Source organism: Paenibacillus endoradicis (assembly GCF_024721975.1).
On sequence record NZ_JANQBB010000002.1, the window covers coordinates 234,703 to 256,584 of the forward strand.

At 37.0% G+C, this 21,882-nt stretch carries 17 protein-coding genes; 5 read left to right on the forward strand and 12 right to left on the reverse strand.

Features of this window, described 5'->3' with window-relative positions; translation table 11 throughout:
* Window positions 1-6: 6 nt before the first annotated feature.
* Complete coding sequence (locus NV377_RS07325) at window positions 7-1,647, reverse strand: response regulator transcription factor (RefSeq protein ID WP_258200547.1); 1,641 nt, start codon at window positions 1,645-1,647, stop codon at window positions 7-9.
* Entirely contained in the window at window positions 1,640-3,457 is a 1,818-nt protein-coding gene (locus NV377_RS07330; protein ID WP_308860097.1) for a sensor histidine kinase, read from the reverse strand. The genes NV377_RS07325 and NV377_RS07330 overlap by 8 nt, the downstream gene beginning before the upstream one ends.
* 150 nt (window positions 3,458-3,607) lie before the next feature.
* On the opposite strand from NV377_RS07330, the gene NV377_RS07335 reads away from it, so the two are divergent.
* From NV377_RS07335 to NV377_RS07345, 3 genes are all read left to right on the forward strand, one after another.
* Entirely contained in the window at window positions 3,608-4,498 is an 891-nt protein-coding gene (locus NV377_RS07335) for a carbohydrate ABC transporter permease (RefSeq protein ID WP_258200548.1), read from the forward strand.
* Complete coding sequence (locus NV377_RS07340) at window positions 4,498-5,331, forward strand: carbohydrate ABC transporter permease (protein ID WP_258200549.1); 834 nt, start codon at window positions 4,498-4,500, stop codon at window positions 5,329-5,331. Before NV377_RS07335 ends, NV377_RS07340 begins: the two co-directional genes overlap by 1 nt.
* 127 nt (window positions 5,332-5,458) lie before the next feature.
* Complete coding sequence (locus tag NV377_RS07345; protein ID WP_258200550.1) at window positions 5,459-5,638, forward strand: YjfB family protein; 180 nt, start codon at window positions 5,459-5,461, stop codon at window positions 5,636-5,638.
* Window positions 5,639-5,700: 62 nt separating this feature from the next.
* Here NV377_RS07345 and NV377_RS07350 read toward each other — a convergent pair whose 3' ends face one another.
* From NV377_RS07350 to ssuE, 8 genes are all read right to left on the reverse strand, one after another.
* The gene (locus NV377_RS07350) at window positions 5,701-7,377 is read right to left on the reverse strand and encodes a CocE/NonD family hydrolase (RefSeq protein WP_258200551.1); all 1,677 of its coding nucleotides are present in this window, start codon (window positions 7,375-7,377) and stop codon (window positions 5,701-5,703) included.
* The gene (locus NV377_RS07355) at window positions 7,374-8,516 is read right to left on the reverse strand and encodes an ABC transporter ATP-binding protein (RefSeq protein ID WP_258200552.1); all 1,143 of its coding nucleotides are present in this window, start codon (window positions 8,514-8,516) and stop codon (window positions 7,374-7,376) included. Before NV377_RS07355 ends, NV377_RS07350 begins: the two co-directional genes overlap by 4 nt.
* A gap of 29 nt (window positions 8,517-8,545) precedes the next feature.
* Window positions 8,546-9,349 (reverse strand): ABC transporter permease, encoded by an 804-nt coding sequence (locus NV377_RS07360; RefSeq protein WP_258200553.1) that lies wholly within the window; start codon window positions 9,347-9,349, stop codon window positions 8,546-8,548.
* Window positions 9,342-10,244 (reverse strand): ABC transporter permease, encoded by a 903-nt coding sequence (locus NV377_RS07365; protein WP_258200554.1) that lies wholly within the window; start codon window positions 10,242-10,244, stop codon window positions 9,342-9,344. The genes NV377_RS07360 and NV377_RS07365 overlap by 8 nt, the downstream gene beginning before the upstream one ends.
* A 179-nt stretch (window positions 10,245-10,423) precedes the next feature.
* Window positions 10,424-11,524 (reverse strand): extracellular solute-binding protein, encoded by a 1,101-nt coding sequence (locus NV377_RS07370; protein ID WP_258200555.1) that lies wholly within the window; start codon window positions 11,522-11,524, stop codon window positions 10,424-10,426.
* 45 nt (window positions 11,525-11,569) lie between these two features.
* Window positions 11,570-12,397, reverse strand: a complete 828-nt coding sequence (locus NV377_RS07375) for a creatininase family protein (RefSeq protein WP_258200556.1) — start codon at window positions 12,395-12,397, stop codon at window positions 11,570-11,572.
* 409 nt (window positions 12,398-12,806) lie between these two features.
* Window positions 12,807-13,136 (reverse strand): hypothetical protein, encoded by a 330-nt coding sequence (locus NV377_RS07380; RefSeq protein ID WP_258200557.1) that lies wholly within the window; start codon window positions 13,134-13,136, stop codon window positions 12,807-12,809.
* A gap of 206 nt (window positions 13,137-13,342) precedes the next feature.
* Window positions 13,343-13,894: an NADPH-dependent FMN reductase gene (gene ssuE / locus NV377_RS07385; RefSeq protein WP_258200558.1), complete on the reverse strand. Its 552-nt coding sequence runs from the start codon at window positions 13,892-13,894 to the stop codon at window positions 13,343-13,345.
* A gap of 424 nt (window positions 13,895-14,318) precedes the next feature.
* Between ssuE and NV377_RS07390 the strand changes: the two genes are divergently transcribed.
* Both NV377_RS07390 and NV377_RS07395 read left to right on the forward strand, forming a co-directional pair.
* Complete coding sequence (locus tag NV377_RS07390; protein WP_258200559.1) at window positions 14,319-14,627, forward strand: ArsR/SmtB family transcription factor; 309 nt, start codon at window positions 14,319-14,321, stop codon at window positions 14,625-14,627.
* Between the two features lie 229 nt (window positions 14,628-14,856).
* A complete protein-coding gene (locus tag NV377_RS07395) occupies window positions 14,857-15,840 on the forward strand; it encodes a cation diffusion facilitator family transporter (RefSeq protein WP_258200560.1) in 984 nt (327 codons plus the stop codon).
* Between the two features lie 149 nt (window positions 15,841-15,989).
* Here NV377_RS07395 and NV377_RS07400 read toward each other — a convergent pair whose 3' ends face one another.
* Both NV377_RS07400 and NV377_RS07405 read right to left on the reverse strand, forming a co-directional pair.
* Window positions 15,990-16,499, reverse strand: a complete 510-nt coding sequence (locus NV377_RS07400) for a GNAT family N-acetyltransferase (RefSeq protein ID WP_258200561.1) — start codon at window positions 16,497-16,499, stop codon at window positions 15,990-15,992.
* Window position 16,500: 1 nt separating this feature from the next.
* Window positions 16,501-21,729 carry an S-layer homology domain-containing protein gene (locus tag NV377_RS07405; protein ID WP_258200562.1) on the reverse strand — a complete coding sequence of 1,743 codons (5,229 nt, stop codon included), beginning with the start codon at window positions 21,727-21,729 and terminating at the stop codon, window positions 16,501-16,503.
* Window positions 21,730-21,882 lie beyond the last annotated feature (153 nt).

The following is a 21,882-nucleotide window of genomic DNA, read 5'->3' on the forward strand; positions in this document are numbered from 1 at the left end:
TTTTCACTATTTTTCTGCACACGCACGATATTCCGAAGGTGTCATCTCAAAATAGTTTCTGAATGCTTTACTAAAGTAATTTTTGTCTTTATAGCCGAGCATTTCTGATATATCTTGAATTTTCAAATTAGCATCTTCTAGCAATACTTTTGCCTTTTCCATTCTAACGCTTTGCACATACTCATGAATACCACAGCCGTATTGTTGCTTGAACAGCTTCATCAAATACTCTCGACTAAGATAATATTTCTCTGCAAACATCGTTACTTTAATATCTTCATAATAGTATTGATCAATATATTTTTTAATATCACTGATTTTGAAAATGGTATCTTGTTGTTTAACGGCGTCGATACACTGCTTATACTTTGTAATTATTTGTTGAAGTACTTCTTTATATTGCTCATAACTGTTGTAATCGCCAAAAATACCAAGTACTCGAATCGCATTCATATCACTATTAGGTAACTCAGAAGCTGGAACACCATATTCTATCGCAATATCATTCAAAACCATAATTAACTCATCTGTAAGCTTGTCCGATTCACCAATTGTAAATTGTTCTGTACTATTCCATTGATTCATCATATCGTGCAACATCGACTGCAACAGCTGACTATTCCCTGTATCGAGAACTTGCCGAAGTTGTGCCATGCGCGTAAAAATAGATTTATGATCTTTTTGTAAGTTTTGATGTATCCCTTCATCATATTTCACAACTTGTGCAGAACGTTTACTTAGTTCATAACTCATGAGAGCTAACTTAGATTGTTCAAAACTAGTTGCTAGTTCTGTTATTTCATGAACAGGCAAGCCTACTCCAATAATGACATCTAACTCGAATAAATTTTGTAATGTTGTTAGAAGACTATTCATTCCATGATATAACTTATAATTCATATCTTCACGATAATTACCTTCAAGTGAAACAACAGTTATTATTTCACGTTCTTGCTTAGGATTAGCAAAACTGAATGTTTGAACATACGTAGACAGCACATCATGGATCACATTAGAAGTGGCAAACTGTAATAGATCAATATCATTTTTGAATCTTCTTTTTATAAGTGCATCCATATTAAGAAAGCGAATGGTCGTAATTGCAAACAAATGATTATTCCGTCCTAGACCAACTAATCGCATCAAATCTTCATTGTAGTAAGTTTTGAAATTCCTATCAATAAGAGATAAATATAACTTTTCCTTCAATTTGGGTAAACTCATATTAAGTGTAATATTTTGATGAATTGTTTCCTCTGCTTTACGCTGTTTCGCTTCTATAATACCTACTGCATTACGTAGAGCAGTATTTAAATCATATCTATTCACAGGTTTTAATATATAATCAACTACTCTTGATCGTATCGCTTGTCTTGTATATTCAAAATCGTTGTATCCACTAATAACGATGGACAATAAATTAGGATACTGTTGCTCAATCAATTGTAACAACTGGCTTCCATTGAGTTCGGGCATTTTCATATCAACTAAAGCAATATGAACGGTATGATTGTTAAGAACATCAAGAGCTTGATGTCCATTTGAAGCCTCATACAATTGCAACACACCAAGCTCTTCCCATGCCCCTAATATTTTGATTGCCTCACGTAATGGTTCTTCGTCATCAATAATTATAACGTTATACATGACGTTGTTGTCCCCCTCTAGGTAGTATTATTAACATACTCGTTTGCAATTCGTCACTTAACATCACAAGCTGAGCATCATTACCATACAGTAGCTTCAATCGTGCATTTAAGTTAATTAGCCCAATATTATCTTGCTTAGAGAGCGCCTCTTCCCAATCTTGAGCAAGCCATTGCTTAATTTGTTTTAGCTTACTAGGTTCAACAGTTGGTCCATTATTGGTAACAGTTATAACAAACTCAGTTTCTGTTTGCTCCGCTGAAATAAAAATCGTTACCGGTGTAGATATTTTTTCTAAGCCATGCTTCACAGCGTTTTCAACTAATGTTTGAATCGATAACTTCGGTACTTGAATATTTAAAAGTTGGTCATCCCAATCGCGTGTAACTTGAAGTCGTTCTCCAAATCGAGCTTTTTGTATGTTAAGGTAATGACCGATATGTTTCAGTTCTTCCTCCGCACTAACGATATCTTTGCCACTAATACAATAACGTAACGATAGTGCTAATGAATCGACCATATCTACAATTTCTAATTGACCATGTTTTAATGCTTTAGTTGAAATTGCTTGCAGTGCATTATATAAGAAGTGTGGATTAATCTCTGCTTCTAACGCCTTGAGAATCGCATTTTTTTCAGCAAGTTTCAATTTGTAACGTTCATTGATTAGTTCATTCGTACGACTAACCATTTGATTGAATCGATGTGAAATATAAGCTAATTCATCATTGCCAACTACATCAGTAATCGCCTCAAAATCACCTGAACTGAATCTTTTCATTTGCAAAGATAATTTTTTCAGCGGCTTCGTAATTTGGTTAGATAAAATAATAACTAACAACATCGCTAGAATAAGAAACGCGATCCCGACCATAAGACTGAAATTACGAGTCTTGTTCGCAATATTATTAATCTGATTGTAAGGAATTTGCTTTATAAGTTTCCAACCTTCTACTTTACCAATATCATAGACTACAAGATATTTCTGTTCTCTATCTGACCAACTAAATTGACCATTCTTATCACTTGTGAGTTCAGCAATTACATTTTCATTAATTAACTGATGGTAGGAAACAGCGTCGGTAGCAACAAAAACTTCATTACTTTCATTTAACCAAAATAATTGCTCACCCGCTTCAATAGGTACATCAGCAATGATCATATCTTTCACCGAACTATTATAATAAAAAGTTAAAACCGCTTGAGGCTCTCTACTGACAATTGAACGTAACACCCTATGATAAGCGAAGAAATCATCATTATTTTCAATCCGATAATTATCAGAATATTTATTGAAATCCAATGACTGATACGCCCTATTATGCGGACTTTTCAGAGCTTCCTCGTACCATATTTGATCAACGATAGTGTCATCAGATACCGCTCTAATTGAAATATCATTTTGTTTTCGTGAAATTTCATAGTATTTATTAGCTTGTACAATATACATATATACAACCATAAGATCATCTTGATTAACGAAGATACTTCGCAAGTAATCTTCAATATACATTTTAGAAGCGTAGTCCTCTGATTCATGCAATATCGCATAGGTTAATTCGTCGTAGTTAACTTGAGGTAACGACAGTTGTTCCATTTCTTTAACATAATCCTCAAGATTTTGATTAACTAATTTTAAGTTATTCGTCGTACTTGAAATACTATTATTAATTGATTCTTTATGAAGCATTTGGTAAGAAATTACTGTAAGCGCACTCACAACTAATATGATAATTGCTGAGAATAAGATAATGAGTTTATTAACTAGTCTACTTGAAATTCTATCCTGCATGCGTTTTAACCATTTCACTTCAAATATCCTCCCTTTCTTGTTTCAACAACACCGTTCACTTTTTTACCCTTAACTGATAATGAAAGTCCATTTTGAAGCAACTTCATCTTCCCTATAATATGAAATATAACTTCACTAAGCGGTGTAATACAAGAAAAGAGGTGCCTTATGTTCAAGTTTCTAGGTCGAAGATCAAATGAAAAAATAGAATTTAGTTTATTTACAATTCCAGTTCTCATTTGTGTGGCGATCGCTTTCTATATCCCATTCGTCATGACTATAAGATACTCCTTAATGGAGTGGAATGGAATATCTAGTAATGCAAAATTTGTAGGTTTTGATAATTTCATTCAAATCTTTTCTGGTGATGCTAACTTTGCAAGTGCTTCATGGTTCACAGTTAAATACGCGGTTTTGTACATCGTACTTGTCAATGTAATAGCGATATTACTGGCATTATTACTTAATATGAAATTAAAATCTACAACTTGGTTAAGAGCAGCATTCTTCATCCCTTACATTTTGAGCTTAGTCATTGTCGGTTTTATCTGGAAGTTTATCTTTATGCAAGGATTTGAGTCACTAGGTAAAAGTACGGGCTGGGCAATATTTGATCTTAGTTGGTTAGGTGATCCAAAACTTGCCTTTATCTCTATATTACTTGTATCGATCTGGCAATCGGTTGGTTTCTATCTTGTAATCTACATTGCAGGTTTACAATCTATACCTGATGATTTGAAAGAAGCAGCTGTAGTTGATGGAGCAGGGCCAATTCGTCGCTTTTTCAATATCACGTTACCATTACTTGCACCATCAATTACTATTTCAGTATTTATGGCATTAACCAACTCAATCAAAGTGTTCGATGTCATACTATCACTAACAGCTGGCGGCCCTGGTGGTACAACGTATAGTGTCGCTTATGATATTTACCGTACCACTTTCCAAGATAATATGTATGGTTATGGTACCGCCAAAGCAATCATTCTATTTGTTGCCGTACTCATTATTACAATAATTCAACTTACATTGTTCAAACGCAGGGAGGTTGAGGCATAATGAAATCTCAAATTAAAGTAGGACGCATTATATTGGAAATTGTTATGGTTCTCATCTCGATCGTATTTCTATATCCTCTATTTCTAGCCATTATTAACTCCTTCAAATCATTTGGAGAAGTAATGAGAGATGTTATTGCATTACCTGAAAAGATTACATTTTCCAATTATTCTTACGTATGGGAATACATCAATTATCCGAAACTATTTATGAATAATATGGTTATTACAATCATTGGTTTAGCAGGAATTATTCTGGTGTCAGCTATTGCATCTTATAAATTAGCTCGTACCAAATCTCGGATGAGCATTGTAATTTACATGCTTTGTATTATGCCTATGCTAATCCCATTTCAATCGATCATGTTAACTGTCGTTCAACTTGCCAAACAATTAAATTTGTCGGATAGTACAGTCGGACTTGGATTTCTATATTGGGGCTTCGGCGCTCCTCTAGCAGTATTCATCTACCATGGTTTTGTAAAAGGTATACCGAAAGAAATTGATGAAAGTGCAACGATCGATGGAGCTTCTGGCTTCCGATTATTTTTCTCAGTGATCTTTCCTTTACTGAAATCAGTCACAACAACCATCGTGATCATCGATGTGATGTGGATATGGAATGACTTCTTACTTCCTTTACTTCTTGTAAATGGTTCACCTGATACTAAAACATTAACACTCGCTGCATATACCTTTGTTGGTCAGTACACATCAGACTGGCAATATGCAATGACAGCGATGGTTATGGCAGTATTACCTTCAATCATCGTATTTATGTTCTTACAAAAATATATTGTTAAAGGTGTAGTAGCAGGTGCTGTAAAAGGTTAATTCAACACTCCCCTAATTTAATAGCATTCATTATCCGATAATTAGGATAAGCAATGCTTTTGATGTTACTTTTCATTCACGAGAAGAAACACCAAGAAGTTATGAAAAGTTTTAGGAGGCGACATTATTGGATATTGCAGCTGCATCAACCGCTAATAGCCTTGCTCAAGTGCAAGCTGAAATGCAAGTTGGTTTGTTAAAAAAATCTTTGAACCTTAGTAAAGATCTTACTTCTCAGCTTTTCACCAAAGTTCTTGAAGGTAGCCTTGATCCTAATTTAGGGAAAAGTTTAGACATTAAAGTCTAATTCATTCAACAAATAGCGCCTCATGTTGATCATGAAGCGCTATTTGTTGTAATGATATGAGATTATTTCGCTAATGGGATGAAGAGATAGCATTGGTGATCGTTACTATAGATGGCTGTTGTCGCCATATTGAGTTGCTGATATCCTAATGATAACTGCTCACTTAATCTAACCCCGTTCATATGACGAATAAGTAACGGAAAAGCACTACCAGTCAGCTCAAGACGTAAACTCATACCCGTATGCAATTCAACTCCGATATATCGCAACTTAATGCTCACTTCTGTAATTCCACCCTGTTGATCATTAGCATTGGAATTCACTTCTGCTCTGCCAATAGATAACATCGTCGCTCGACCATCCGAATGTACAACGGATAGAATAGCTACAATATCGGTCGGACCATATAACGTCTCATATTTCAGTTGTAACTTAGGGGCGCCAAGTAGTTTTATTAGTTCCTTAAAAGGTTGACTTGAATAGACAAGAACCTCATTCCGTTGTTGAATCCTGCTACGATCAACCGGCATAAAGTTTGAGCAAGTCATCGGTAATCTTGCATCATAAACAAAAACATCAGGGATAGTTGGTTGATCTGATAAAGCTGTAGTCAAAGTACCTCCGCCAAGCAAACCATTTGCAGGAGTACCACTGTTGTTAACATATAGCCGATAACTGTCTTGCTCTTCTATTAACATACTACTTATACAATCAGTCGTTAGCCATTGTTTACTGTTAACTTCATAGTATTGTATTGGTGCAATTGGCAAAGATGCTAAGTTATCATTCTTCAACCAATAATTAAACCACTGCAATTGAGCACGATGTATATCTCCGTATGCCTCTACACCATGATCGATATCACCTGTATATCTTCCCCAAGGAATATGTGTCCACGGGCCGATAATCATATAATCTATTCGTTCTTGCTTACCTTCACTACGTTGCTTCGAATATTGTTCATACCCTTCAATTGTTCCATTCAATATATAATCGTACCAACCTCCAATATGCAGTGCTGGCACTTGATTCATCGATGAGAACCAATTAAACTGTTCCCAATATTCATCGTATTCAGAATGGATGACCCAATCGTAATAAGTAGGGAAGTAGCGTTCCAATACTTCATCATGATCCCGAATAGGCAAGTCAGCTAACCACTGCTCTGCTGTACTCATCTTATGTGTGCAGTACGCGGCGGAAGTTTCATCACCGACGCGAAGCGCTCCATCTCTAGCCAGTTGATAAGCCCAAGTACGAAGTTCTGCAAGAGCAAAGCTCCCATATGGATACATCATTCCATCATAACAATCAACGGGAGCCATTGTTGGAGCTATCGCCTGCAGATGAGGAGGATTCAAACTTGCTGCTGCCCACTGAGTAATCCCTTGATAAGAAAATCCATACATTCCTACTTTACCGTTAGAACGAGGTAATGCAGCCGCCCATTCTACCGTATCATAACCATCTTCTGCTTCTGAACGAAAAGGATAAAACTCACCTTCTGACTCTCCTCTACCGCGTACATCTTGAATAATAACGATGTAACCTTGATTAGCAAACCAAGTCGGATGGGCACATACAACAGTAGATGCAAGTTGTTTGCCATATGGTTGTCGCATCAACAATATTGGTAATTGTTCTTCCCCTTCTGGGTAGTAAATATCGCTATTTAGAATGACTCCATCACGCATGACGCACGGTACATTTCGATCTAAATTCACCTGAGCAAACTTCATGCTGTCACCTCTTTTAAGGGAAGTTGTTGCGAGAAACTAATCCCCTCCTCAATCTTAACGTCATTCAAAAGCATCGTTGTTTGACGGTCAAATAATAAGCAATTATTATAATTGAACGTAATAAATACTTGCTCACCAATCTGAGGTTCAACCTCATTTCCAATGACACAACAAATAGAATTTCCGGAGATTGAATGGTCTATATCTACATAAGCAAGTGAGTGTGCGCCTAACTGCTCTACCGTTTTCACTTTACCTTTAATGCCTTCCTTCTTAGATAGTACAACATCTTCTGGACGAACACCGAGTACCATCTCAGTTGGGAGATCCACGCGATTCCCTGCCTTCTTCACATCATATTGATAATTACCAATAGCGATCGTTGATGATTTTGTTGCTGTACTTGTAACTTGCATGAAGTTAATCGGTGGGTCACCTATAAATCCTGCTACAAATAGATTGGCAGGAGACTTATACAATTCCATCGGAGCAGCAAATTGTTGGATGACACCGTTTTGCAATACAGCAATACGATCACCAAGCGTAATAGCTTCTTCTTGGTCATGTGTAACCATAATCGTCGTAATTCCTAGTTCACGTTGCAGTGCTTTCATCTCGATCCGAATTTGACGACGGAGCTTCGCATCTAAATTAGAAAGTGGCTCATCGTATAATAACAATGAAGGTTGCAAAGCGATAACACGAGCAATCGCAACACGTTGTCTTTGACCACCTGACAGTTGTTGTGGTAGTCGTTTCTCGAATCCAGTTAAACCTACTTGCTTCATTGCACTTACAACTCTTTCTTTCAACACTAGAGGAGCTACTTTTCTCATCTTCAATCCATAAGCAACATTTTTCTCTGCAGACATATGCGGAAATAGTGCATAGTCTTGAAACACGAAGCCGAAATTCCGCTTATTCGGGGGAAGATGTTGAATTTCTTCCCCATTTAGCACTAAAGAGCCTGCATTAGCATGTTCAAAACCACCAATAATTCTGAGGATAGTACTTTTTCCCGATCCACTAGGGCCAAGTAAGCAAATGAACTCTCCGTTTTTGATGTGCATATTAATTTCACTTAATACTTCTACACCCTTAAATTGTTTTGTAATTGATGTTAGAACTAATTCACTCATTTTCTCCACCCCTTATCCATTGTTTATTATTAGAAGAATCTAGACCATCTCGCTACTTTCTCACCGACGAATGACATAATGAAGATAATAACTGTGAACACAACAGACCACGCAATAATGACTGGATTAAGACCTTCAATCTGCTCCGAATAGACGCGTACTGGGAATGTCGCAACCCCTGCACTAGAGATAAACATCGTTAATGTAACATCAGTAAAGGATACTAAAAACCCAAATACAGAACCTACAATAACGCCTGGAATTATTAATGGAAGTGTTACTGTAATGAATGCATTCCATTTACTTGCACCTAAACTGTAAGAAGCTTCTTCTAACGTTGGATTCAGCTCCCTCATACTTTGCAATACAATACGGAAAATGAACGGCATAATCATAACCATATGAGCAAGTACGATAGAAAGTAATGTACGAGAAATACCAATGACACTATAGAATTGAATTAATCCTAAAGCCCATATAATAGAAGGGAAAAATAATGGAGATAGAACGAAAGATTCTATTGATGCATTCGCTTTTTTCTTAACAGCAAGTGCCGCTGGGATAGCGAAGCATAATGCTCCAATCGTTGAAATCGAGGCTAGCTTTATACTTTGTACAATTGATTTCTGATAGCCTACTGTTTCAAGCATCTTGACAAACCATTTTGTACTAAATGATTTGGGTGGGAATGAAAAATATTCAGCCTCATTGAATGCAGCCATAACTAGTAGAATAGAGGGAGCAATAATGAATAAGAAACATAGAAATACTGCGATATAACCGATGCTATAGCCGAATAATTTCAAACTCTTCTCTGATGCTGTATTATGCATGCTGACCCCCCCTAAACATTTTTGCAATCATCGTGAGTGCCATAACACCTAGAATAAGTACAATAACTAAAAATACCGATATTACTGATGCGAATGGCCAATCAAGAATTTTCATCGCTTGTTGATAAATAACTAATCCAACCAGTTGAACTTTAGATTGTCCTATTACGACTAATGTTGAGAATGATCCGATTACACCACCGAAAACAAGTACAGATCCAGCTAATATGCCGCCTTTAGTTAAAGGTAATGTCACTTTCAAAAATGTAATAATACTGTTAGCCCCTAAACTTTTTGACGCCTCAATTATATTCGTTGGAATCGTGCGCAAAGAATTTAGAATAGTAAGTACCATAAATGGTAAAAAGCCATGTACAAGTGCCAATACAACTGCAAAACCAGTGCCGAGGAAATTATGCGGTACGTCTAATATGCCTAGCTTCAAAAGCAATGCGTTGACCGGACCAAATCTTGAAAAAATAATATATAGCCCTAATGATTGTAGCAACACACCACTGAATGATGGAGTCAACACAAGCGTTATTAATGTTATTTTCAAAAATCCTTTGGAGATGAATATAAAGTAAGCAACGATATAACCTACAACAATTGATATTGGAATAATGATAACGGCGTACCATACCGTTTTCAAAATAGATTGGATGAAATATGGTTCTTGAAAGAATCGTACATAGTTATCAAAAGTGTAACTCTTCTCCCACAATGTTTTACTCATATCATTCACGTGAAAACTACTAATAAGCAAAATGATAATTGGTATCATAAATACGATGAAAAATAGAATAAACGTAGGAGAAAGTAATAGTAGATTGGATCGAAAACCTGTTTGCGCTCTTGAACGAATTAATTTCTCTGGAATAGCCGAAGTATCCATCTTTCTCCCTCCTAAAACTTTTCATGTCCTTCCTGATAAACTCCTAAGTACATGAAAAGTTACCTCGAAAACATAAGTTAAAACTTTTCATGTCCTTCCTGATATTAAGAAAGCTTCAATACTAGCGCTACTCTCATGAAGAGCATATCTATTATTGAAGCTTCTTGTTATAGCATCAATTAATTATTAAGAATTTTTTGATTCCATAGATTAGTTGCAGCAGAACGTTGATCGATAATTGTTGACCAATCTAGCGTAATCATGGAATCTACTGCTTCTTGACCGTAAAGCACTTTAGAAGCTAGCTCTTCATCTAATACAGCAGTTGTATTAACTGGACCATAAAATCCTAGTGCCGCTAATTCCGCTTGTGCTTCAGGTGATAACATCAAGTTAATAAACTCTTTAGCAAGTTCTGTATTTTTAGAATTTTTAGAGATAACCATAGTGTTCTTTGCGAGAATTGGACCAGGATTACTAGGATAGACGAACTCTATACTTGCTCCTGCTTCTTTCAAAAGATTAGCTTGATAGTTAAATACTGGCGCAGCAGATACTGTTCCTGCATTAATTTCAAGTGCTAGCTCATCGAGATTGTAGTGAGTCATTGCAAGACCGCCTAGCTCTTCAACTTTTGCGATATTATCTTCAAGATCAGCTTCTGTTTTACCAAAGGCTAGACCAGCAATAGCAAGGAATGATTCTGCTTCAAAACCTGGGAAGGTAGATACAGATATTTCCCCTTTCAATTCATCTCTCCATAGATCATCCCAGCTATCTATCGGTTCAGTTACTGATTCCGGGTTATAGGCAATACCTAGAGCCATAATACTTGATCCATAGCCCCATGATTGGGCGATCTCATATGAATTTGCTAGATTCGGTACGGACGGATCGACATCTTGAGCTACTCCATCTTCAATAGCTTGCTTAGATTCATAAATATTAAGGAATGCGATATCCATGGATGGGTTGCTCTTTTCTGCATAAAGTAGAGCTGTACGATCACCAGTACCTCCTAGTACTAACTCAACTTCGGCACCTAAAGCTTCTAACGGACCACGAATATATTTATCTATTACTTTCTCATGAGGACCACCCCATACACCAACAACTAATGTTTGACCTTCATATGGTTTTGCAGTTTCTCCAGTATTAGCAGAAGAATTAGTACCGTTATTCGGACTGTTGCTGTTAGTAGATGTGTTATTACCACAAGCCGATAAAACTAATGTAAGGACTAAAATCATTGCTAATATTACCGTACGACTGTTCTTCATAAAATTTCTCCTCCTAATGTTTCTCTATTTATTGTTATCATTCAACTATTTTGCTTTATTACCTGATTTAACAGAGTTGAGATTAAACTTTTTCATCTCAAGAAGATGTATAGCAATCTTCTCACCACTTAGAGCAATAAGCTCTTTACCCTTTTCCATTGTAGCTAGCGTTGCATTTCCCGCTACACCAGATTCTGAGATATCATTCATTATCCATGCAAAGTTGGTAGAACCTTTTTCAGTATATCCTGCTGGGAAGTTAGGAATTTCATTAGGAGCAACGTTCATATCTACCCAATTTTCTTTTATAGCTAGAACGATTGACGTTTCTAAATCACCGCCATGTAAGCCGAATTTCTGTTCGCGTTCGTCAATAATACCCGCCCCTATTCCAAGTCCGCCACCATCCATTCGGAACACATTCATTCCTGTAGCGATACGAATTTCTCGACCCATCATATTAAGCAACGCACTGTTTCCACCATGTGTGTTGAATAAAAGTAATTTTTTGAATCCTGATTGAGTTAAGCTATCCGCGATATCAAGTACGATACTCATTAATGTCTGTGCGGATAAAGTAATTGTTCCTGGCTGACCATAGTGTTCATTACTTTTTCCATATGGGATAGCTGCTAGTGTCCAAATATTACAATCGTCTGGTAATTGATCAAATGCTGCAGTTAGCATGCCTTCATTAATTAATGTGTCTGTAAAGGTAGGAAGATGCGGACCATGCTGCTCTGTTGCACCAATTGGTAATATAACTAAAGCTTCTTCTTTGTTTGGCAACTGACTCACTTGTAGTTTTGATAGGCGTGGTAAAAAATGTGTATCCCAAGCCTTTCCTTGATATCTGTAAAATTGTCCTGTCATCTTAGTTTCCTCCTAATATATTTATCTAATCAATAAAATGAGCAGCTTGTAACTCACTAGCAATTGTAGCTACCCTATTCCAAATCTACCTATCATCAATATCAATTCATTTATAGCCTGTTTGAATTAATATCATTGTAATAATTATGTATGGGTAACCACAATGCACATTCACCATTATTGTTATATAAACTAACATATTAAATGTTTTTTAGTGTATCATCCAAAGAAATCAAGAAATATATTCTGAATTCACAATAAAAACGTTAACTCCAGCCCCTATTATGTAAGATAACATGACATAATAGGGGCTGGAGTTATATTAACCACCCACAAACATAGAGAAGAGCCTAACTAAAAGTTGCTTTAGTTAGGCTCTTCTCTATAATTATGTATTATAAAAATAGTATTACTGATGAGGATTATTATTGTAGTATATTTGCGGCTGAACATCCTCTACATCTTTTACAGTAACAACTAATCCACCGAACTTCTTTGCTAGTCCGTTATATACTAACGCTATCAACATTGAAAACAGACCATACACCCAAATAAGAATAATAGGTAGAATAATGTATGGGATCCCTATTGCAAGCAATTCACCTTGACCAATTACAGCTGCAATAATCGTAAATAAAATACCTATTACCATCATACATGCTAATGGGATAATAGAATAATAAATCGTTACCTTAAAGGCAGACAGTGGCGTTACATTTGTCACTTCTATTTTCTTCATACAGCTACCTCCTTTCATAAATTTTATTATTATCTTATTAATGAATATGTCAGGATGACACACGCTATTCTATAATTTAACATATTTTGATCTATTTAACTATGATACCTTTCGTTTACTAATGGTTCATATTAAAAAAGCATTACATTTATGAGTTTACATAAATGTAATGCTTTTAAGGAATAAGCTATGAACTGTTCTAATTATTAGACAGTTACATGCTGTTGATGTTTTGATAATTGTTCATGCAACTGATTAGTAGCGACTGTTAATCGGTCCACCAAGGACTCTTTAATGTGGTAACCACCTTGCTCTAAACGGTCTACCCATTCATCTATTGCAAACACACCAGGTAGAATCGTATATCCTCCAAGAACATGCACAAGTGGTTTCAACGAATAATCAATCGCTAATAGATGGGCAAGCGTGCCTCCAATAAATAATGGTAGCGTGATCTTGTTTTCTAATCCTTTTTGCGGTAATAAATCAAGATAAGCTTTCAAAATTCCAGAATATGCTGCTTTATAGACTGGACTTGCGATAATGACAGCATCAGCTTGTGCAACTAACTCATTGGCAGCGATAATCTCACTATTTCCAAAGTTAGCTCGAACCAAAGCATCAGCAGGTAATTCAGCAACATTAATGTGCTCTACTTCATGTCCCTCAACTTCAAGCTGATTCGTAACATGATCCGTTAATGCAAATAATCTTGAATTACTCGTTGGACTACCTGAAATAATAACAATTTTACTCATTAATAATCTCCTCCTAAAACTTTTCAGTTGCTTTCTCGATAGCTTCTCAGTAATGAAAAGTTACTTCGAAAGCATTAACTAAAACTTTTCATTTGCTTTCTGATGAGTTTCTCAACTAAAAATAAAGACAACGAGATAATGCCCATTAGGCATCTCTGGCTGTCCAGTAGAGTCTAAATTTTATAATCCCGAGTTAGTTACTATGATTACTTATATTAATACTTGAACGTAAATATGTCAATTCGTTTTTGTAGCTTTATTATTACTTTTATATATTTTGAATGATTGGAATAATATCACATTCACTCGTTAACACTATGGCTGAATTGTTAGATCAAATAATGTTTGACTAGTAGAGCTAACTGTGTTTTACTATATATGAGCATATGCTCATATATAGTAAAACACATAAGAGAGGTGCCCTATGGATAGTCAACATCATAAATACTTACATGTGGATACGATCGACAAAGTAGCCCAAATATTCAAAGCCATTTCCGATCCAACTCGTATTAAAATATTATATATGTTATCTCAAGAAGAATGTTCTGTTAATCACATCACAGAAATACTATCAATTTCACAGTCGGCTGTATCTCACCAACTTAGCTTATTAAAAACTTTAAGACTTGTGAAAACTCGGCGAGAAGGCACATCCATCATCTATTCTTGTGATGATGAACATGTTATCTCATTGTTGAAGCAAGCCATCGAGCATGCAGAACATCACTAATAAATACTAGTGAAAAGTTAGGTCCATGCTTCCGATGCTACTTTTCATCTACGAAGTAGAAACTCGAGAAGTTAATGAAAAGTTAGGTCCATGCTTTCGATGCTACTTTTCATCTACGAAGTAGAAACTCGAGAAGTTAATGAAAAGTTAAGTCTATGCTTCCGATGCTACTTTTCATCTACGAAGTAGAAACTCGAGAAGTTAATGAAAAGTTTTGGGAGGGATATTAATGAGTACAAAAAAATCGGATTCACATAGTAGTTGCGATCATGATCACACAAATACGCATACACACGACCATGATCATGATCATAGCCATGGGTTACATCATCATCATGGTGATATCGAAGGAAATCGCAAAGGACTTATTATTGCACTTATTATTACTGCAACTATTATGGTACTTGAATTTTTCGGAGGATTAATAACGAATAGCCTCGCCTTATTATCAGATAGTGGACATATGCTTAGTGACGCTAGCTCCCTATTGTTCAGCTTAATCGCATTTTGGTTTGCAGCTAAAGCATCGTCTCCCAAACGCACGTATGGATTTCATCGTATTGAAATATTAGCAGCACTATTGAACGGTGCGACACTATTCTTTGTTGCTGGCATTATCATCGTGGAAGCATTCAAAAGGTTTGTTGAGCCACCAACCGTTGCTAGTGGTTCCATGATTCTTATCGCTTGTATTGGGTTATTAGCTAACTTACTATCCGCATATTTTCTAATGAGAAAAGGCGATGTGAAAAATAACATCAATATGCGTAGTGCGTATCTACATGTCATTGGAGATGCACTCGGTTCAGTAGGTGCCATTGTCGCAGGATTAATAATGTTAGCATTCAAATGGTACTATGCTGATCCGATTATTAGCGTCATCGTTGCATTACTTATTCTTCGTGGCGCTTGGGGAGTACTTAAGCAATCTGTGCATATCTTAATGGAAGGTACACCCTATCATATTGATCAAGCCAAAGTGCTCGAATCATTAGGTCAAATCCCTCATGTGTTAGAAGTACATGATTTGCATATATGGACTATAACTTCTAATCTCGAAGCATTAAGCTGTCATCTCGTAATTGAAGAACATGCTGATCAACAAGCTGTACTACAACAAGCATTAGCTCTTATTGCTAATAAATTCGCCATTGAGCACTCAACAATACAAATTGAAACGCCATCCTTTAGTCATGAGCCCCTTAAAGTTTAGTCTGCAATTCTATGAACATTAAAATAAGGTGGATACTCGAGAGCAGTTAAGCTCCTGAATATCCACCTTATTTATATTAACTGTTGTGTTGTATGGCTGACCTACACCATTGCTAAAATCCCTCTACCTAATAAATCGGGCACTTCGTCCTAATTAATATTCCAGCGCACCTCAAACCTTTCCTCAATAAAGCAGTTGGTTGCTAATTGTTCAGGGTACCAGCTCATACTGCTATTCCAGTCTTGAACGGAGACCTCGGCAAACCCTAAATGTATATACCATTGCTTCGCATGATTCGTATTCTCAACAGAAAGATCGATAGATTTATGCTGTTGCCCAGCATTCCTCTGCAGAAATCGTAATACTGAGGTTCCAATACCTAAACCCTGCATATTTGACGTAATAATAAGATTTACAATTCTAATGCTACCAGTTTGCTCAGCTTGAAACATCATATAGGTCTTCAAATTACGGAACTGCTGTTTGTATGATCTTTGTTGTATGTCATATTGTGAGGAAAGAAATAGTAAGGCTTGAGGGTTGCTCCAGCCCCATGCAGCCATTTCGACTGCAAGGGTTGAAACAAACAATGAGAAAAGAAATTCGTGTTGTATTTGACTTTCGTCTATAAGTTCAATTAATTCAATTGTATTGATCATACTATAATAGTTCCGTTCGCTCTAGTAAACGAACGATAATAGCAGCAATCTGCTCTCTCGTGATATTATCTTTTGCGTTCAACTGCCCGTTGTTACCGTTAATAATTCCTTCACGCACGGTTAAAGCAATATCTAATCTTGACCAATTGCCCAGTTGATCTTGATCACCATACTGAGTAAGAATGTTATCAATCTCATCAGAAGATAATACAAGATTTGTTTCTAGGTAGCTTAATACTCTAGCAACAATAACCATAGCTTCTTCTCTCGTAAGTTGCTGAGATGGTCGATAAGTACCGTCAGTATAGCCATTCATAAAACCAAGTTCTGCGACTGTTGCTATTGCATCTGCATACCAAGCATCAGCAGTAATATCAGTAAAATCCGATGAACTGGACGTATTCACTAACCCAAGTGCCTTACTAATAATACTAGCAAATTCAGCTCTTGTTATGGCACGATCTGGTTCAAAATTCGTCGTATCTACACCGTTTAGAATAAGTTTGGAAGCCAATAACTCAATTGCATCCTTAGACCAGCCAGATACATCGGTAAATTGTGGTTGCTTGCTAATAAGAGTATAAGTACCTGCTCCATAGTTCGTTACATCAACTTGATAACTTTGACCATTGATAGAAATGGCTGCTAATATCGGTGTTAGCTCGCCATTAGGTAGAAACTTTAACAAGGCTGTTGGCGAGATCTTATCCCCTACATTCGAAGCGTTCAACAACATTGTTAAGGAAATGTTATTTCCTATATTCGTTGAGCTCAATACTAGTTGACCTAATCCTGGTAAATTAAGAGGACTGTCCTCATCATTCTGCGCTAACAATTCAATCGTAACCGGTGTTCCTATTAATTGATATGCACCTTTCAATGCTTGATTCTGTGCTTTGGCAATTAAATCCGCTGATGCTTGCTGAATGTTAATGATAAAACTACTGTGATTATTCGTTAACATCTGTTTCAATTCTTGATTACTAAGTATATATTGTACCCCTGTCGTCGAAAATACAATGCTATTGCCATTTTCCACAAGCTTCTCTAACGCTTTTTTCTCTAGCACAAGCTGAGCATTAGGATATGTCGCAGATACACTCAATACTACCGGCTGATTTTGTTGCTCTGCACTTAACTGAGTAAGCTGATTTTCTGTTAAATGAATCGAAATAGAGTTTCCTTGAATATTGACTTGACCTGTAATATCAACTTCCAGCCCATTTTCTCCAAACTTAAGATTAACATTTGATGTAGGCGACGGTGTAGGTGTTGTAGTCGGTGAGCTCACTGCGTACTTAATCGTTACTATAGCAGTATTAGAATAATCGATACCGTCAAATACACGATAAGTAAATGTATAAGTGCCGTTTACATTTCGATCAAGTACAAATTCGAACTCCCCTGTAAGTTCATTCAATGTAACTTTACCTTCAAGAGGAGCATCAACAATATAGTAAGTTAACGAGTCACCTTCTACATCCTGGGCAACAAGTGTGCCCTGTACCTTGCTAAAGTCAGTTTTTGTCACATCGAATTTTTCTACTGAAGGTATATCGTTAACCGATGCAACCGAAATAATAAGGGTAGCATTGACATCTGCCATAACATTATCTGCACTCGCATGCCATATAAGCTGATCAGAGCCGAACCAATTCAACTCTGGTACATAGATAAGCTTAGCAAGTTCGGCTGCTGTAACAACTGTACCCGCTACAACTTCTTTACCTTCCAGTGTTAATAGACCATGCTGGGGTAATGAAACTATCGTATATGAATCTACTACAATAGCATCTTCATTCGTATACTGGAAATCTGTTAAACCAAAGGAATATTGTGTATCCTCTTTCGCAGTTACTGTACTATTTTCTAGTTGAGGAATAGAGCGATATACAATAGACGCACTTACCATATTCGATACATTTTGAGCTTCATCAGTAATTCGAACATAAACTTGCTTAGTACCAAAGCCACTACTTACTGTCCATGCTTTGCTATGAATGTAGTTTTCCACGGGTAACCAGCTAATTCCATCATGAGATAACTCCATTACAAGATTAACAGTTTCTAGCTCACGACCTGGGTCTGAAGCGTTAATCGTTAGTGATACATCTTCATCTAATGTAATTACTGCACCATCTTGAATAGAAATGGATACAACTGGTTTGACTGTATCGACATAGATAGAGCTTGATGTCGTAAATTCATTACCAGCCTTATCAATAAATTTAACGTGAACAGTCTTTTCACCATTTCCTACTACTATCAATTGATTGGAATTCTTGTATGCTTCTAGTGCTGACCATGTTGTTCCATCAGAAGAGAATTGAATTCCCGCTATATCACTTGGATCTGGTGTAGTTAACGTTATTTCTAGCTCAAGTGAATTTGAAAATTGATCATTATTGTTAATAACCATCGTTCCTATTGGCAGAGTAGTGTCCAGTATAATACTTACTTCAGCCGTGCCTGTATTACCTGCTCGGTCAATGAAGCGAACATAAACCGTCTTGCTTCCGTCACCTGTTGGCAGTGTATAGCTCATGATTGCACTATATTCCAGTTCAGACGACCACGTGAGATTGTCATTGGAGAACTGCACGTACACGACATCCGTTACACCTGCTCCTAATGTAAAATCAAGCGCTACGTCAACATCTGTTGTATAGGCAGCTCCTTCATTAATGGTAACCATTCCTGTTGGCGATTTGGTGTCTAACGTCACACTAGAACTATATACAGGTGATTCATTTCCAGCACCGTCAATGAGACGAACGGTAATTGCCTTCGCTTCATTGGTGCTGCCTACATCGATCTGGAAGCTACTCGTATACGCAATCGTCGTTGGTGATCCTCCGTTGACGCTATAGCGAATACTCGCGATATCCGTTACACCTGCTGCTGGAGTCACACTAACAACTACGTCTGAATCTTTCGTATACGCTTCTCCATCGTTCACAACAACTGTCCCTGTTGGATCAATTCGATCCAGCGTAACCGTTTGTGTCAGTACTGTTGTATTTCCTGCCAAGTCAGTCAAGCGAACCTGTATCGTTTTCACGCCATCCTCCGCTGTATCCTGCAAGGTGTAAGCTTGTGGAGTTGCACTATAAGTCACTCGTGCACCGTAAGCCTGACCTGTCTCACCTAGCTCCATGTAGGCAGCGTCACTTCCTGTAACCGTCAAAGATACTTCGGTTGAATTCGTAATGCTTGGTGTTAACAGCGTTAATGTGCCTGTCGGTGCTGTTGTGTCCAGTACGATGCTAGCTTGAGCCGTGCCAATGTTACCTGCTCGGTCAATGAAGCGAACATAAACCGTTTTATTGCCATCACCTGTCGGCAGCGTGTAGCTCGTGCTTGCACTGTAGCTCTGCTGTACTGACCATGACTGGTCGTCATTCGAGAACTGCACCCCTACGACATCATCCACGTTTACTCCCAGTGAGAAACCAAGCGATACTTCAGCATCCGTTGCGTAGGCAGCTCCTCCATTGATCGCAACAGCTCCTGTTGGATGTAACGTATCTAACGTTACGGTTTCCCTATATACTGTAGAAGTGTGTCCTGCAGCATCAATTAGCGTAATGGTAATCTCTTTCTCTCCATTTGTGCTTCCTACATTAATCGCAAAACTGTTTGTATATGCAATCGTCGTTGGTGGCAAACCATTAAGTGTATATCTAATAGCTGCGATATCGTTCACGCCTGTATCCGGAGTTATTTCAATGGCTACATTAATATTATTGGCATACTCGTCTCCATTATTAATGAGAACCGAAGCTGTAGGAGGGGTCATATCCAACAAAATGCTGCTTTGCAAAACGCCAAGGTTGCCAAAACGATCAAGAAGCTGCACATAAACTGTTTTGTTTCCATCCCCTGACGGCAATGTATATGTTTTACTCGGGTTATAGCTTTCTATAGTAGACCAATAAATATTATCTGTCGAAAATCTCATACTAACAATTTCATTAGCACCTGTATCGGGTGCAATGAGTAGATCTACCTCTCGCTTTGTTGTATAGGCAGCACCACTATTAATGGTTAAATTTCCTGTAGGTATTGTGGTATTCAATGCAAAATCCCAAGAATAAAGCGGAGATTTATTGCCCGCTGCATCTATTAATTCAACACTAACTGTTTTTTCACCATTTTCAGATCCAACCCCAATTGAAAATGGTGAATAGTATGATTGAGTAGTTGATATAGGAGAATCATTAACCGAATAGCGCATATTAACAATATCGTTCACGCCTGAATCTGGTGTAATAATTACATTGACATATTCATTATTGGTAAACAAGCTTCCATTATTTATTACAACGGTTGCAGTAGGTCGTGTTTTGTCTATTGTAAATTGAATCGTTTGTGTTTGATTGCCTTGTGTAACCGTTAACGTATATGTACCTTCGTTTGTAATAGTCGTACCAAGCGTGAAAGGAGCTCCATTCAAAGTCGCTGTTCCAACATTAAAATGAGGCGTTACATTATTTCTATAAAAACTGCCATCCGTTACACCTGTTATCTCAATATTGACCATCTCAGTATAGGTAATCATTAAATAAGGGCGCGCAGTACCCCCCATATGCGTTTCAGTTGATTGGATATAATGATCAAGAAATGTTATATTCGCAGCTGCTGCTTGCTCAGCAGTAAATGCTGATAATATAAATGTTGCTCGAGGATTAGTCTTGTAAATTTCATTGGAGACGTAACTTGTAAAATCAAAGGGACCAATAACAGGCTTAGCAATTGGGGCATTTGTAGCTACAGATCTAGCTATTGTAGATCCCGCAATAGGAGCTGGTAAAGTTTCACTAGCTATAGTATCTTGAATCCAATCGTGATTCAAGCTAGATGAAGCCTTCAATGAAAAGCTGGCTGCTCCTTGAATATTACCACCAATCATGGGGAAATAAAGATTGGCAGACTCTACCTCGTACCCTTCTGGAATATCAGGTAAGTTATACTTCAGCAACACTTGAACCTCCAAAGGCACGCCAAATGTTCCTTGATAACCAACATCAAGATATCCGAGGTTTCCATCCTCATACATAATCTTCGATCCACCAGTACCCTCATAAATAATTGTGGTGTCTTCTACTGCATAAATTGTCTGTGGATCACCATTTGCGGCATAAGCATCCTCAATATATAAGTTCCCTAACAATCCAATACTAACTATAACAAGCAATAAAATAACAATCCAAGCAACTCTATTTTTCACTGTACACTTCCTTCCACTACTAGTTACTATTTAAATAGCTTCTTTCCATTAATAGTATCATCATGACAATTTTTAAGATATATTGTTAAAGCTATTTTGTATAGATTTTAATCAGTTTTTTCATATTCTGTGATGTGGATTACAAAACAAAGG

Excerpts from the sequence above, each read along its gene's own strand:
- NV377_RS07375 (WP_258200556.1), bottom strand. The coding sequence starts at position 12,397 with ATGACAGGACAATTTTACAGATATCAAGGAAAGGCTTGGGATACACAT.
- NV377_RS07370 (WP_258200555.1), bottom strand. The coding sequence starts at position 11,524 with ATGAAGAACAGTCGTACGGTAATATTAGCAATGATTTTAGTCCTTACA.
- NV377_RS07325 (WP_258200547.1), bottom strand. The coding sequence starts at position 1,647 with ATGTATAACGTTATAATTATTGATGACGAAGAACCATTACGTGAGGCA.
- NV377_RS07390 (WP_258200559.1), top strand. The coding sequence starts at position 14,319 with ATGGATAGTCAACATCATAAATACTTACATGTGGATACGATCGACAAA.
- NV377_RS07350 (WP_258200551.1), bottom strand. The coding sequence starts at position 7,377 with ATGAAGTTTGCTCAGGTGAATTTAGATCGAAATGTACCGTGCGTCATG.
- NV377_RS07360 (WP_258200553.1), bottom strand. The coding sequence starts at position 9,349 with ATGCATAATACAGCATCAGAGAAGAGTTTGAAATTATTCGGCTATAGC.
- NV377_RS07395 (WP_258200560.1), top strand. The coding sequence starts at position 14,857 with ATGAGTACAAAAAAATCGGATTCACATAGTAGTTGCGATCATGATCAC.
- NV377_RS07355 (WP_258200552.1), bottom strand. The coding sequence starts at position 8,516 with ATGAGTGAATTAGTTCTAACATCAATTACAAAACAATTTAAGGGTGTA.
- NV377_RS07335 (WP_258200548.1), top strand. The coding sequence starts at position 3,608 with ATGTTCAAGTTTCTAGGTCGAAGATCAAATGAAAAAATAGAATTTAGT.
- ssuE (WP_258200558.1), bottom strand. The coding sequence starts at position 13,894 with ATGAGTAAAATTGTTATTATTTCAGGTAGTCCAACGAGTAATTCAAGA.
- NV377_RS07340 (WP_258200549.1), top strand. The coding sequence starts at position 4,498 with ATGAAATCTCAAATTAAAGTAGGACGCATTATATTGGAAATTGTTATG.
- NV377_RS07380 (WP_258200557.1), bottom strand. The coding sequence starts at position 13,136 with ATGAAGAAAATAGAAGTGACAAATGTAACGCCACTGTCTGCCTTTAAG.
- NV377_RS07365 (WP_258200554.1), bottom strand. The coding sequence starts at position 10,244 with ATGGATACTTCGGCTATTCCAGAGAAATTAATTCGTTCAAGAGCGCAA.
- NV377_RS07400 (WP_258200561.1), bottom strand. The coding sequence starts at position 16,499 with ATGATCAATACAATTGAATTAATTGAACTTATAGACGAAAGTCAAATA.